Origin of the sequence: Flavilitoribacter nigricans DSM 23189 = NBRC 102662 (genome assembly GCF_002646595.1) — a bacterium.
Taxonomy (GTDB): domain Bacteria; phylum Bacteroidota; class Bacteroidia; order Chitinophagales; family Saprospiraceae; genus Flavilitoribacter; species Flavilitoribacter nigricans.
The window spans coordinates 1-15,532 of sequence record NZ_PDUD01000031.1; the positions used below are offsets into that span (position 1 = coordinate 1).

At 52.2% G+C, this 15,532-nt stretch carries 6 protein-coding genes and 1 pseudogene; 2 read left to right on the top strand and 5 right to left on the bottom strand.

Features of this window, described 5'->3' with window-relative positions; genetic code table 11:
* The 5 genes and pseudogenes from CRP01_RS25985 to CRP01_RS26010 all read right to left on the bottom strand — a co-directional run.
* A pseudogene (locus CRP01_RS25985) lies at window positions 1–1,073 on the bottom strand (hypothetical protein); the annotation flags it as partial.
* Between the two features lie 1,141 nt (window positions 1,074–2,214).
* A complete protein-coding gene (locus CRP01_RS25990) occupies window positions 2,215–2,880 on the bottom strand; it encodes a LuxR C-terminal-related transcriptional regulator (protein ID WP_170110544.1) in 666 nt (221 codons plus the stop codon).
* A gap of 491 nt (window positions 2,881–3,371) precedes the next feature.
* Window positions 3,372–6,236 carry a peroxidase family protein gene (locus CRP01_RS26000; RefSeq protein WP_170110545.1) on the bottom strand — a complete coding sequence of 955 codons (2,865 nt, stop codon included), beginning with the start codon at window positions 6,234–6,236 and terminating at the stop codon, window positions 3,372–3,374.
* A gap of 401 nt (window positions 6,237–6,637) precedes the next feature.
* Window positions 6,638–7,363 carry a sulfotransferase family protein gene (locus CRP01_RS26005; protein ID WP_099153046.1) on the bottom strand — a complete coding sequence of 242 codons (726 nt, stop codon included), beginning with the start codon at window positions 7,361–7,363 and terminating at the stop codon, window positions 6,638–6,640.
* A gap of 123 nt (window positions 7,364–7,486) precedes the next feature.
* Complete coding sequence (locus tag CRP01_RS26010) at window positions 7,487–10,612, bottom strand: glycoside hydrolase family 2 TIM barrel-domain containing protein (protein ID WP_099153047.1); 3,126 nt, start codon at window positions 10,610–10,612, stop codon at window positions 7,487–7,489.
* Between the two features lie 141 nt (window positions 10,613–10,753).
* On the opposite strand from CRP01_RS26010, the gene CRP01_RS26015 reads away from it, so the two are divergent.
* The gene (locus CRP01_RS26015; protein WP_099153048.1) at window positions 10,754–11,458 is read left to right on the top strand and encodes an MIP/aquaporin family protein; all 705 of its coding nucleotides are present in this window, start codon (window positions 10,754–10,756) and stop codon (window positions 11,456–11,458) included.
* 178 nt (window positions 11,459–11,636) lie between these two features.
* Window positions 11,637–15,479 carry a T9SS type A sorting domain-containing protein gene (locus CRP01_RS26020; RefSeq protein WP_099153049.1) on the top strand — a complete coding sequence of 1,281 codons (3,843 nt, stop codon included), beginning with the start codon at window positions 11,637–11,639 and terminating at the stop codon, window positions 15,477–15,479.
* Window positions 15,480–15,532: the final 53 nt, after the last annotated feature.

Consider the following 15,532-nt stretch of genomic DNA (forward strand, 5'->3'; position numbering starts at 1 on the left):
CGGATCGGTCCGCAATTGTCAGAGCTTCCTTCGTCGATGTCGTCAGCGTATACGCGAGCCAGTCCCTGGCCACCGATAGATACGTTCAGATCGTCGTCGCATACTGCGATCGGCTCAACTTGGTCTTCTACTTGGAAGGCGCAGAAGATCACTTCTTTGTTACCGCAAGCATCAGTTACTGTGTACTTGATGAAGTGGCAACCCAGAGGAATACCGGATACATAGCGAGATGCACCAGGAGCGATGGTAGCAACAACAGGACCGTCAGTAGAGAAACCAACAATCTCAGTCAGTACTTCCCAGCTAGAGCAGTTGTCTTCCACAACCGGCATCGGTACGTGGAAAGCAGCAGTACAGTCGTAAGGACCGGTAGAGTACGTACGCAGGTCTTTGTGACCGTCGTTGTCGTAGTCAACATCTTCGCAAGCTACTTCGGGAGCATCGTAGTCACCTACTTTGATCGTTTGCTTGCACTCACGAACGCGAGCGTAGCCTTCAGCACACCAGTCAAGGATTTCCCAGGTACGAACGATCTTGTAAGTTCCTTCACAAACTTCGATCCGCTCACCGTCGGTGTAAGAAGCACCCAGGTTGCAGAAAGTAGAGTTCAGGTAAGCTTTGTGCTCGTAGTCTTCCCAGTCATCTTCGCCTTTCACGTAGTCAACGTCAAAAGCCTGGTACAACCAAGGATAGCCAGTCTCATCGGGATGAGGGTTACCTTTAGCGTCCAGTTTGAAGTCGTCTTCGCAAGACAGCTCAGCATCTTTCGGGCAGTAAACGTCGTCCAGATCGGGCTTGCCGATAACGATTGTCTGCTCGCATACGTCCGGAGACAGCAGCTCTTTGCAAGAGTCAACAGCAGTGAACCGACGAACGATAGTAACATCGTCACAGTTCTCGTCGTAGCCGTAAACTACTTCGTCAGTTACGGTTACCGTGATGTCACCGCAGTTGTCAGTGAACTCAGCGAAACCAGTAACATACTTGAACAGCCACTTGGCGTGCTTGGAAGAGAAAGAACCTTCGATCAGGTTACCGTTTTTGTCCAGCTTGTAGCTAGCAGGACCGTCCAACAACAGCTTGTCGATGTCGTTGCAAACGAATTCTTGGAAGCCGTAGTTGTAAGTAGTCCATCCGGATACTGTACCTGGGCAGAATTCAAGAACGGGAGGTTGCTTGTCTTCAGCAGTGATATAACCCCAGCAGTTGTTGTTGGGATCGTCATCCGCTGTAACGACAAATTTGTAAGTACCACAACCTTGGATTACGTTGTCGGCACCTACGCCGTCCTCAACTACTACAGTTGCAGCACAGTCAAAACCGGGAGCGGCGCTAGCCAGGGTCAGAACTGCTTCGCAATTGTCTTGCAGGTTTACGTTGAGTTGGCCTTCACAGACTACCTCGCCACAATCCTGGGCAGAAGCAGTTTGTAAGCCCATCCAACAGACTGATAAAAGCATCAGGCCGAATGCTTTCATCCAATTGGATGGAAAAACGAAAGTAAAATTCGTTTTCTCCATAAGATTACAATTTGTTAAAAATTAGGTTAAAGAATTAGGTTATGAAAGTTGCTATATAAAAAAGCCATGTCAGAGGATCAAGCTGTTTTACGGAGGTCGAAGCCGCAAAAGATCGCTCGATCGTCATCGGAATCGAAAAGGATTCCGCGAATTTCCCGTCAAAAGCACTTTAGGTCGTCGTCGTCAAAAAAAATCGTGCTTTATCTATGGTACTCTTCGGCAATTTAGGTCGAAAAATCAGAACGAATTTTAATCAAAATATTTCAAAGCATACGGATAGCACCACCGTTGTGACGCACCGGTAAATATTATTTACATGACAATAGACCTGTATCAAAAATCTGATCAGATCACAATGATTGCACTCAAATAATTCTAGGGATAGAAGTCGATATGTTTACAGGAATAAAACGAAAAAGACAGGTAATTTGAGGAGTACTTTTTATTGTCATGGGATTATTTTTTGAAACGGTACAAATGTACTGCATTATGTCCAAAAATACTAAGAATTTTAATATAAATTTTCGGATGAAAACCTAATAGCTTTGTAAAGTATTCTCAATCAGTATGTTAGTAGAAAAGACATTAAAAAAATTACAAATACATTTTTCGGTAATGCCTTAAAGAACTTAACAGCAAAGATAGTACTTATGGGCTTACAATCCATACCCAAATTAGGGTATTTTGCAACAATTTACAGGCAGTGATCGTAAGCCATTTTTATAAGACCGGCCGTACTGCGAACCCCAAGCTTACGCATGATATTTTTGCGGTGAACGCTAACGGTCTGATCACTGATGAACAGTTTCCTTCCGATCTCTTTATTGTTCATCGCCTGACTGATCAGGCTCAGAATCTGGGTTTCTCTTTTGGTCAACCGATGTTTTTTAACAAACACCTCAGCGATGACGGCCGGCTGGCCATTGGTATCGGTCAAAAGTTTCCCCATATTGCTTTTCAGGGGTTCCGAACGGTATATTATCCCGTGCAGCACCGAATCGATCGCTTCGTAGAGATCCACCGCACCTTTATATTTAGGCAGATAGCCGTTAGCTCCGTTTTCCATCACTGCCCGCAGGATCTTCGTATCCTGATAGGCCGTCATCACCAGGATGCAGGTCCGGTCACTACCTTCCCGCCGTATTTCCTCAATTGCCTCCAGGCCGTGCTGTTCCACCAGGTTCAGGTCCATGATCAGCAGTTCCGGCAGATGTTCCCGCCACAACTCCACCAGTTTTTTCCCATTGGGGGTACACCCCACAATATGGTGCTGGTGGTGCGGATCGCTTTTCAGAACCGTTTTCAAACCTTCTAAAAAAATACGATGATTATCAGCTAAGAGTGTTTTAACTATTTGCATGATTCCTAATTTCTTCGGTCTATCCAGTAATTTCTGTTGTGTGGGTCTACTCTGATCTAATGTATTCAAAAAACATGCCATATCTCTCCAGGAAGGGACAGGAGGTATGGTTCTGTACTTTCGGTTATGTGCTAATTCAAATGGGGTAACTAATGCTTATTTCCCAAAAGGGGGGCAGGGAAGGGAGAGATGTTACAGTTGTTGATGACCGTACGGCCATTTATTGTTTATAATCAAATATTAAGACAAAAAATTGCCCGGAACTTCATTTTTTTTGTTAAATCCTTAAAACTGAGCGAAAAACACCACTACTTACCTAACAAAATACGTGCAAAGCAGTGCGTACGGTCCAATCAGCTTACGGATAAAATCAGGATGCGCCACTCCGAATATCGATACCGAGAAATGCTCCGGGCTAAATGCCCGGCAATTTCGTACCTGTATTGGGAGTGACGCCTGTTCGCCTGTTCAACTAGTGACTACCGGCGCAATCAGTTCAGGATCATCCTGCGGGTAACCGTCGTATGAGTCGTACTCAACTGATAATAGAGTACACCCGCCGGCCAGTCCTTACTTTCCAGTACCCATTCGTGCTTACCGGCATTGAAATTGGCCTTGTTTCGGTAAAGAACCCGTCCTTTATTGTCTACTACCCGCAATTCAACGGTCTCATCCTGAGGCAATTGGAACGGGATACGAGTGAACTCCCGGAACGGGTTAGGATAGTTTTGTCCCAATTCCAGCTGGCTAACGATCGCTCCCTCCGTTTCAAACTGGAGCGTAACCGCAGTCGACTCATAATCCGGTGTATAGGCTTCGGGAGCAGTGATCTGATCATCCAACCACAGGAAGTCGCTGAGCTTCCCGTCCTGCTGCGCCAGGATCTCCAATTCCATGATCTGCTGTCCGTCACGCAGCGCAGTGCCTTCCACCTCGCCCCAGCTCAGGGTCAACTGCTCAGTGGCCGCAAACCGGCCGATATGCTGAGCGCCCAGACCGGGCAGATCAAAGTGTGCCGGTTCCAGCATGGTACTGGCGGCCGGATCAAGCTGCAGTCCAAACTGTAAGCCGATCGCCTCGCCGGTTGCACCCAAACGCAACGGGATCCGGTAAACTTCGCCCGCGCGCAGTTTGATATCCGTTACAACCAACTCCAGGGTCGGCGCAATCGTACGGGTATCCAGGTCGGATGCTTCTACCAGATTTTCGAGTTTGGCACTGGAATTGACATCACCGATCTTGACGGCAATGAAATCCTGATTAAAGCCGCCACCCAATCCATTGTTGAAATTGAGTACTTCCGGCAGTTCTTCGGTAATGGCGTTCTCCGGGCTTTCAAAGCGCAGAGATGCCGGAACGAATCGCCAGACGGTATTGTTCGGGAATTCGGAATTCAGTCCCAGGATTACGCGCCGGAACGCGAGAATATCCTGTACGGAAACGTTGCCGCTGCGGTCGGCATCAGCGGCGATCATCTTGTAGGGTGAATCCAGCGGCTCCAGTCCCAGAATGTGTTTCTGGATCAGCAGCATGTCCAGCGTTGAAAGGCCGTTGCGAATATCGTCATCCTTCCGTAGCGACAAACCGCTCACTTTACAGGAAGGCAGGGATTCAAAAGTGAATCTTCCTTCGAAGCCCGTTTCCTGGTTCAGGGTCTCATCCGTCAGGACCAGGTCCAGATCTACGGCGGGCACCGGATTGCCGGCTTCGGTCCGTATAGAGCCATTCAGGCTACCGGTCATATTATCACAGATCTCCGCGTGGGGCATAGCCTTGAACACATTGTCCTGCATGAGGGAGATCGTGGTATTGTACATAATGACATCCCGCAGGGTCGTCCGACTGATCCAGTCCTTTTCTTCCTGCGTGAGCACCGGATCGTTAAGGTAGTAGAAACGGTCTCCGTCGCGAAGTGCGGTAAACTGCCGTTCCATGATCGCCATGATGGTCTCACCGAACAGCGCCCCCGGCATCGGGTCCTCCGACAGCATACCTACCCAGGGATCTACATCGTCGATATCCAGATAGAGATGGAATAGCCGCGTAAAGACCGCCGCGTTGGAGCTGAATTGTTGGAAAAGAATATATTTCGGCAAGCCAAAGGTGGCCCGGATCGTGTTGAAATCCGGCAAACCTCTTTCCCGCCCGCGATTGATATTGATGGACGCCAGGTCCAGTCCGCCGGCACCCGGAGGGCCGAACAGGAAGTTGCGGATATCGTTGATCACCCGCGCGTCCAGGCTTTGCTGTACCTGCACCGCCATCCCTTTGAAGAAAGGATCAATGCTGCCGGTTTCCAGGATAGCACCGGGGTTGAAGAAAGATTCCCGCAGCGTCAGATTGCCTTCCGGCAGTTCTACCCCTTTATTGTCCAGGCGCTGAATAACCGTATTGAGCAGGGTGTGTCCCAGACGGAATGCAGCCCCCGTGAACAGATTGTACAACTGGCCGTTCACATCCTCTTTATAACCATTGTATTCGGGAAGGTGAACGCCCATGGCCGGCAACCACTCATCGTAAACGATAGACTGGATCAGGCCGCCCACCAGTTTGCGGGCGTGCTGATAGAGTTGCTCGTCGGACCATTCCGGGTGCTCGTTCGCCAGCTGATCGCAGATCAGGTTGTGCTGCCGGACGAACAGGGTATGGAAAGAGGTCAGCAGCGGATTCTCATTAGCCCGCACGTCCCCGGCAACGAATAGTTTTTCGTTGGTACCCACCGCATCGTCCATGTGGGGAGCATCGGGATCAATGGGGCCGTCCAGTTCACCGTCGGTCGTATTCAGGGGAAGCAGGTTCCCGGTGGAAACTTTCAGTTTGCCGCCATTAAAGGTCCGCAGCCAACTGGCGTGCTCTTCGGAAGAGCCGTACACTCCCGAACCGTCGATGAAAGCCGTGATCACATTCGGATGCTGCCGCGGATTATCCACGGACGTACCGGTACTTGGATCAAACATGTTGCGCATCATGGGAATGATCGCATGGCCTCCGCCGTTGGGATCGAAATAAGGATCACCAGAAGGTACCTGAATGAAGGCCGTTTCGCCACCGTCGGGCGTCAGGCCTATATCGTGATCAATGAACTGCCCCCAGGCCCAGCAAAAGTCGCTAAGCGTAAGCGGATCATTCAAAAGCCCGTCCTGCGCAAAGAGGGAGTTACTCACCTCTCTGGGATTAGGTCGCTCGGTACCCGACGGCGCTGAAATGCCGTCCGAATAAGCGGTTCCAGCTACGCGTAGCAGGTTGGAGCCCGCAGCTCCCCATTCCGGATTTTGTAAATTGTTGTGGGATCCATCGTAAGTTCGATACAGTTGGAAGTCAACTGTTTGCGCGAAAGTACTAAGTGGTAGGATCAAAAGAATTATTAAGTGTAAAGGTCGTCTGTGCATACACTGTAATTTTTTTTCATGGGAAATTGGTTCATACCTGATCCAGGCAAACCGGGGTTCGTTTTTTGTGGTAGCACTTGTTCTTGCCAGATATTCAACTACCGGGCAAAATGTTGTAAAGAGTGAGATTATGCATCGGTCGAATGGAGGGGCATCCGCCGGCTATTCGATTTACTTTTTTTCTAATATATACACAACAGCAGAACAAAAATACAGAAATTGCACCAGCCATTCGCGATTTGCCGAATAATTTTTTCCGTATCCGGGCCAGGTAAATGCTGGAAAAATAACCATATAAGCGTTTTTTAAAAAGTGACGCTAAGATAATACATAAAAAACTTTAATATGGGTGATTTTCATCATTGCCTTCACCAGCGATAACCAAACCGCGCCGCAGTGTCTTCAATGATCGGTGTAACGCTTTCCACTTCATCCGGCGTGAGGTTCTCCCGCCAGCGTCCGATGCGCACCCGGTGATCCCGGGTAGAATACGGCCGGGAAGTGTGGGCTTCCACAAAACGGGCGTTGTTGGTATTCTGTACCCGCCGGGCCCAGGCCTCCAGATGCGGACTTCGGCCAGCCGTATCTACGCCCACTTCCTGCCCGATCCGCATCGCAAATCCGAGCGGATCTTCCAGCATCTCTTCGAAGCGGCTGAGTTGCGCCAGCGACCCCACCTGACGGAATCCCAGGGTATTGATGAAATTCCAGTGATAGGCACAGCGGATCACCAGTGGTTGGTGCAGCCACTCCTGCCAGTCGGGCGGTCGGGGATGATGCCCCCAGTTCCGGGAGATCCCCACCTTTAAAGAAGCGATGGTATCCAATGGGTGACGGATCTGCCAGAAGATCCGCCTGGGTTCGGGGAAAAGCTCTTGCAGGGCCTCCAGAGAAAAGGGAAGGCCGGGTGTAGCCGGATAATCAGGATGCTCTCTCGGCACTTTTACCGCTACGGGCCGGGTATAGTCCAGATCCCGCAAAAGGGCAAAGTCCGGTTCACTGTAATAGGTGTAGTCCGGAAGCTGATCGAAAAGTTCTCCAAAGATGGAGGTACCGCTACGACCGCATCCCAGGATCAGTACGTGTTGTGCCATAAGTCATACCAATCAGAGGTTACGAAATATCGGTAGTCGTCATAGTTCAGTTCTGCGTGCTGTAGGTACGCAATATGCTTTACCTCCAGCACGCTAAACTTGGAAATGATCATTTTGCTATCATTATCTGACGGGCAGGATCCAGAACCGGTAACGATACGCGTCCTCCAGCAGTTTGTATTCCTGATGTACCGGCAAGCCCCAGCTGTTGTCACCGCCGACGCCCATCTGCCGCAGATCGATATCCACTTCCGTAATATCTTTCCAGGGGATCAGATAGGGATGCGTCACACCTTCATCAAAATCATCAACAGCGTAGTGGTGGACGTTCATGCTGAGCGGTTGGGCCCCGCGGATCAGGAATCCCCTACCCGCTTCATCGGTCAGCTGCAACCAGCGGACGTCCGTTTTATTTCCGTTCTCCTGTGGGAAAACGTAGGGCGTATACTGCTCCTGCACCGTACCGCGGTAGACATCCACATAGGCACTGCTGTTGCGGTCGCTATAATTTTCGTGGGGCCCACGGCCATACCAGCTCAACTGCCTGAACCCGGCCGGCATTTGTAGGTGCATCCCGAATTTTGGTAATTCCGCAAGGTCACTGTTCCCTTTTTCGAAATCGGCGCTGATCTCCACCGAACCATCCGGGTAGATCCGGTAGGTGTTGCTATAAGGGGAATTACCGGCCGCCAGTTTGGAATCGATCCGAACGGTTATCATTCCATCCTCTTTTTCATGCTGCACTTGTATGTCTTTCCGTCCGGCGGCTACATTTTTCCAGGCGGCGCAGCGTTCGGGTGTCCCTTCCCCTTTGTCGTTGCTCGTGGGGATGCGCCAGAAATTGGCCTTCAGGGGCCCGGTGAGCATATTTTGTCCCCGCAGCGTGTAAGCGTTCAGCCAGCCTTTGTTCTTATCGAATTCCAGACTGAAGTCAGCCCCGACGATCCGCAGGTTATTTTCTTTATCGAATACATCGAGAGCGCCACTGCCCACCTCGGGCCGGAAGGACGCTTCGGTGGCCGGGATCATCATCTGGGCACTGGCCACCGCGTGTCCCTGGGGCAATACCCCTTCGGCCATTTTGGTGTGGACGTAAATATTGAGGAAATATTCCCGGGCCGGGTCCAGTTTCAGTTCCGGCAGATCGATGGTTACCTCTTTTGTCTGGTGAGGCGCAATGTTGCCGGGATCGAAATAACCGTCGGTGATCAGTTGGCCCTCGGAGCTCAGCGTATACCGAAACAGGAATTCGTCCGTTCCCCGAAAGTCATATCCGTTCTTGAGGCGAATGCGGCCTTTGGCCGGATCGATCCCTTCAAAACGCAGGTACTGGTAAGCCTTCTTAACTTCCCACATGGCGGGCTTGATCGATTGATCGGGAAACAAAATACCGTTGCAGCAAAAGTCCCCGTCGCTGATCACGCCTTCCGGCCCAAAATCTCCGCCGTAGGCCCAGTAGCACTGCCCGTTTTCGGTGCATTTGGCGATCCCCTGGTCCTGCCAGTCCCAGATAAAACCGCCCTGCAACTGGGGTTCGGCTTCGATCAGCTTCCAGTAGTCCATCAGGTTACCGTTGCTGTTGCCCATGGCGTGGGAATACTCGCACAGGATCATCGGCCGGTCATCATTTTTTGCCAAAAAGTCCTGCATCTCGTAGATCGTATGATACATCGGGGCCACGATGTCCGTATAGTCGTCCATCCAGGCCTGCTCGTACTGTACCGGTCGGGAGGTATCCCTCGCTTTAATCCACTGGTAAGATTTCCGGAAATTCTCACCGGAGCCGGCCTCATTCCCGAGCGACCAGATGATAATCGAGGCGTGATTTTTGTCCCGCTCCACCATTCTGCGGATGCGGTCCAGATGACTTTCCAGCCATTCGGGCGAGCGGGCTATAATATTGCTCATGCGGTAGCCGTACTCCGGAAAATCGTACACGCCCATACCGTGGGATTCAATATTGGCCTCATCGACTACATAAAGGCCATATTCATCACAGAGCTCATACCAGCGCGGATCAGCCGGATAGTGACTACAGCGGACGGCGTTCAGGTTGAACTGTTTCATCAGACGGATGTCCGCCAGCATATCGGCTTCGGTAACGACATGCCCCCTTTCTGCGTGGTGCTCGTGCCGGTTGGCGCCTTTGAGCAAGATCGGCATCCCATTTACGTGCAGCTGCTTATTCCTGATCTCTACCCGGCGGAATCCAACAGCAGAACGGTGAACTTCCTGTACTTCCCCGTTCCCGGTGAGGCTAATGGTCAGATCGTAGAGGTTTGGTTTTTCGGCACTCCACTGCTGCACGTTGTCCAAGGTGGTGGAGAAGGCGAATTGCCCGGGCATTTCTGCCCGCTGGCTTTCGGCATACACGACCGCTCCGCTTTTTCGATCCTGTAGGTTTACCGATAGCTCGTAGTTTTTTCCAAAGCGGGTAGCCCGTACCTGTTCCAGGTCGACGCTCAGGTCGAAGGTCCCCCGGCGATAGTTGTCGTCCAGGCCGGCCTGCACAAAGTAGTCCGCCACGTGCACGCCTTCCTGGGCGTATACGTATACATCCCGCTCGATCCCGCTCAGACGCCACATATCCTGGTCTTCGAGGTAGCTGCCGTCGCACCAGCGGTAGACTTCCACCGCAATATGATTGAGTCCGCCGTGGGCGTAGGCAGAAATATCAAATTCCGCGGGCGTCTTGGAACCCTGGCTATAACCGACCCGTTCGCCGTTAACCCAAACGTAAAAAGCAGAGTTGACTCCCCCGAAATGCAGTACGATACGTTTGCCCGTCCAGGCGGTCGGCAAATGGAAGGTCCGAACGTAGGACCCCACCGGATTGAAATCGTGCGGTATATGGGGTGGATCTTTCGGAAAAGGGTAAGTGATATTGGTGTAGACAGGCACTCCGTAACCGTGCATCTGCCAGTTGGCCGGCACCGGTATTTCCTTCCAGCCGGAGATATCGTAATCCGGCTGGTAAAAATCCAGTGGCCGGGAAGCCGGATTTTCCGACCAGTGGAATTTCCACAGCCCGTTCAGACTCCGGAAATTATCGGCCCGCGTCAGGTCTTTCCGGGCCGCCAGTTGTTCGTTCGGATAGGGAAACGACCAGGTACGGGCCGGCAGCCGGTTGATCCCGGTAACGGCCGGATTTTCCCAATCGGGGATCTCGCCCGCAGGCTGGGCATTAAGTACGGATATCAGGCTCCCCCAGGTAAATACCAATAAAATTATGGAACGGATCGAATTCATAAGTATGCTTGCTTTTAGACTTCAGGAGTAAAATTCAAAATAGGAAATTTACTTCCCCCATTTCTTTTTTCAAAAAAATAATATTCCGTTATTAGGGCTTCTCTTTCCTTTTACTGTTGAACAAATAAATGAAATTCTGGAATGGAAGTTTATATCGCTGAATTTTTCGGCACCGCACTGCTCATCCTGCTGGGGGATGGCGTGGTTGCCGGCGTACTGCTCAAAGATTCCAAAGCTGAAGGATCCAACTGGTGGACGATCACCATCGGCTGGGGCTTAGCCGTGACCTTTGGCGTTTATCTGGCCGGTATGGTGAGCGGCGCGCACATCAATCCGGCGGTAACCCTGGCGCTTGCAGCCGGAGGCGAATTCTCCTGGAGCCTGGTACCGGGTTATATTTTGGCCCAGTTCCTGGGCGCTATGCTGGGCGCCACGCTCGTCTGGCTACATTACTACCCGCATTGGGAGAGAACGGAAGATAAAGCTGCCAAATTAGGGATTTTCTGCACGGCCCCGGCCATTCGGCACGCGCCTTCTAACTTTTTCAGCGAATTTCTCGGAACTTTCATCCTGCTGCTCGGCCTGATGGCCCTCGGTGCCAATCAGTTTTCGGACGGCCTGAACCCCATGGCGGTCGGTGCCCTGGTCGTCGTGATCGGGGTTTGCCTCGGAGGTACTACCGGATACGCCATTAATCCCGCCCGGGACCTCGGCCCGCGTGTCGCTCACTTCCTGTTGCCCATTCCCGGGAAAGGCGATTCCGACTGGAGCTATTCCTGGATACCGGTACTCGGTCCTATTCTGGGCGGCATTGCTGCCGTTTTGTTCTATCAGGCCGTTTTCTGATCAAAAAAAATAGCTGCTCCCCTAACGTTTGTTCATTTAGAGAGATCAATAAGCAGATCAGGCCCCGGTGGATAATGACCATCGGGATTTCACCAAACGGATGAAATTTCTGCTTTACGCCGACAGCTAAGGTTGCTCCGGGGTCTGATACCGTCATTCCCTAAATCGAACAGATCTCATGAAGCAGTTCCTCTTTTTTGTCCTCTGCATCCTTTACACCCCATTCCTTCTGCAGGCCGCCGACTATTTTTGGGTAGGCGGTACCGGCGATTGGTCCGATACCGGCCACTGGGCGACCAGTAGCGGCGGAAGCACCTTCCACGCTTCGCCTCCCGGGGCCGGCGATAATGTATACTTCGACGCAAAGTCGTTTCCGGCCAGCAATCCGGTAGTTACTGTAGACGGGAGCCCGTCCAGCTGCCGCAGCATGATCTGGACCGGCGCGGGAAATAAACCGACCCTGATAATTGGCACCACGGCCCAGTTGGATATTTACGGCGATCTTCTGTTGATTCCCGGCATGACGCTGACCTTCGCGCAGCCTACCAGTTCCCGCATCCGCATGCAGGGTAACGGAACTGGCTACGGGATCACGACCGCCGGCCACGATCTGGTCAACTTTCGCTTTGAAGGATCCGGAGAATGGACCCTGCAGGATGATCTCACCAGTACCAGTGAGATCATTATCTCCGGCGGCACTTTCATTTCCGACGGTTTTACCATATCGGCCTATTCGCTCCTGATCAATGGCTCCGGTATCAAATTCGATCTGAGTAATTCCCAGGTGGACCTAACCATTTTGCGGATTATCTCCCTTACATCGGCCACGCTGAACAATTCCGTAATGACGGCCAATTCGGTAACGATCTTTCCCAGCGGTATCAATTTCAACAGTCTTGAGCTTATCGGCAGTACGCCCGGTCTTTCCGGAAGTGGCCTCAGTTTCGCAACCTTACTGCTTTCGGGTACTACCCGAACCAGCGTGACCGGCAATCATAGTGTGCAAACCACACTCACCGCCACCCAGCCGGGTTCCGTGGTGGAGTTTGGCAGCAGTTCCACCCTCACCCTCAACGGTAGCATGCAATCGATGGGCAGTTCCTGTTCCAACCAGATCACCTGGCGAAGCAGTAGCTCGGGCAATGCCTTTACAATAGCTAAAAGTAGCGGCAGTGTCACCATCGAAAACGCCATTCTGCGGGACGTTCACGCGGCAGGAGGTGCTACTTTTACAGCCAACAACAGCATTGATCTGGGCAATACGGGCGGCTGGTTGTTTAGTTCAGTCGCTCCGCAAACTTACTATTGGATAGCCGACTGGGGCGGTAACTGGTCCGATGGAGCTAACTGGTCGACCACTTCCGGAGGAATGGCATCCGGATGTGTTCCTTCTCCGGTGGATAATGTAGTATTTGATGACAACTCCTTCAATTCGACCTTACTTTTAAATCCTGTGGTTACCGTGGATGGCAATCTGCAGCAGGCCCGCTCCATGACCTGGGAACCGGACGTGGACCGCAATCCCATTCTGCGTATACCGGCCCTTACCCAACTGGAAATTTACGGAGACCTCCGTCTCACAGCGGCCGTGTCCATCGATTTTCAATCCAATACCTCTTCCCAGATCTATATGAAAGCCAATGAGGCCGTAATGATCGAAACGGCGGGAAAAGACCTCAAGAATTTCCGCATCGACGGTCCGGAAGGGTCTTTCCTGCTTTTGGATGCACTTACGTCTTCCTACGAGTTGTTTCTTACCAACGGCGAACTGGACCTGAACGATTTTGACCTCCAGGCCCGCGACCTGCTCATCAGTAACGGCGTATTGGATATGAGCAACAGCGATGTTACGGCTACAGCGCAATTCCGGGTTAACAACATTGCCAGTTTGTTTGCCGCCAATTCCACCCTGACCACCCAAACGCTGCAGTCTTTTGAGAGTAGCCTGGTCTTTGGGGACGTCATAATCAGTGGCACTGGCGGACTCCTGAGCGGATTCGATCTGACTTTTGACGATCTGACTATCCTATCGAGCGGACTGACCCAGATCACCGGCGGTCACACCGTTAACGGTACCTTATCGCTCAGTAATTCCGGCGGCGAGATAAGCTTTCAGTCGGGTACCGTTACCCGTATTGCCGACCTGGCCAGCAGCGGAGCGGATTGCGGAGGCCAGATCTCCCTGCGGTCCAGTACCGGTGGCAGTCGGTTCACTTTTGATTTTACCGGCCCCAGCCTGCCGCTTCCGGCGGATAACACCAACCTGATCATTCAGGATAGCGAGGTCCTCAACGGCCCCATCGAGGTCAACGCCTCGATCGATCAGGGTAACAACAGCGGCTGGACGATCAATGCGGCGGCAGGCAAACAGTTATTCTGGATCGGCGGCAGTGGTGACTGGGACGACCCCGCTCACTGGTCCCTGACATCCAATGGTGGTTCAGCCGGTTGCATTCCTTCCGTTTCCGATGATGTCCTGTTCGATGCCAATTCTTTCAGCGCAGCGGCTCAGGAAGTGCGGGTACCTACGGGTAATCACCATTGCCGAAATATGGAATGGATAAGTACCGGCCCCGATGCCATTGCTTATCAGCCAACCCTGCGCCTCGGCATTCTGGCCAACCTGTACGTCCACGGTTCTCTGCAGCTGGCTACTGCCGCCCAGATGAGCTATACCGTAGATGCGCTGTCTTCGTCCAAACTTTATGTAGCCGCCCGCACACCGGGTCATTCCATCACCAGTGGAGGCCTCGATCTGATCAATTTTCGCATGGACGGAGCCGGTGGCGAATGGACGCTCCTGGATGATCTGACTGCAAGTTTCGAATGCTTCCTGACCAGCGGCACCCTGCACACCGACGGCTTTGATCTCAGTGGTGGCCAATTCGTTATGAGCGCTATCAATACCGGCCTGAATCTGAGTGATTCCAGAATAGAAATGACCAGTATGATCCTCAATTCTACCAATGTGGATGCCGGTACTTCTCTCCTGCGAACCACCAGCTTAAACGCCCCCGGGAGCGGCCTGGCCCTGTACGATCTTCAGCTCATCGGTACCGACCCCAGTTTATCCACCTTCAATCTTAGTGTGCAAAACCTCCAGCTTGCCGGATCCAACCAGAATACCGTTTCGGGTAATGTCCTCGTTCAGGGTGATTTTGAGATGGATTATCCCGGAAGTACAGTCATTCTGGGGTCGGCTTATACCTTGGAAGTGGGTGGTGATATTTTAAACAGCGCCCTTCCGGGCAATCGGATCAATATCCGCTCCAGCACACCGGGATCCCCGGCCCTGCTCCGCAAAACCAGTGGAAATGTATGTCTGGAATACCTCAACATTCGCGACAGCAATGCCGGCGGCGGCGCAAAGTTCGGCGTCGTCAATTCTACCGACGAAGGCAATAACAGCGGCTGGATCTTTTCGGCGGAAGCAAGCTGCGAGATCTTTCTGCCCGTAGAATGTATGGATTTTCGGGCTGATGTCCGGGAGGACAGCGGCGTACAGCTGGAATGGACGACGGCCTCCGAAAGGCTCAACCGGGGCTTTCGCCTGCAGCGCAGCCTTTTCGACGGCCCCTTCGAAACCATTGCCTGGATCGACGGATCGGGCAATACCGACCAACTGCGTTCCTACACTTTTTTCGACGATCAGTTGCCTCCGGCAAGCGGCGGTACGATCTATTACCGGCTGCTACAGATTGACGAGGATGGCACCCTCAATCAGGCCTGTGATCTGGTTAGCATTGAACACTCCCCTGCCCCGTTCTCTACCCTGCAGGTCTATCCCAATCCGGCCACTCATTCGTTCACCCTGGACTGGCAGCAGACGAGTGACGGGCCAATAACCATCACCGTTTTTGATGCGCTGGGAAGAGTCTGGAAAAGCTATGTGCTCGATCGGGAAGCGGGTCGCCAAAGCCGGACGCAAACGGTAGATAACTGGCCAACCGGATATTACGGCATTCAACTGCAATTTCCGGATGGACGTGTGCAGAGTCGCCGGCTGGTCATCGCCCGTTGACCAAACCGTCAACCCTCAACCTTTACCGTGGAAACAGCTTAAATAGATTCGAT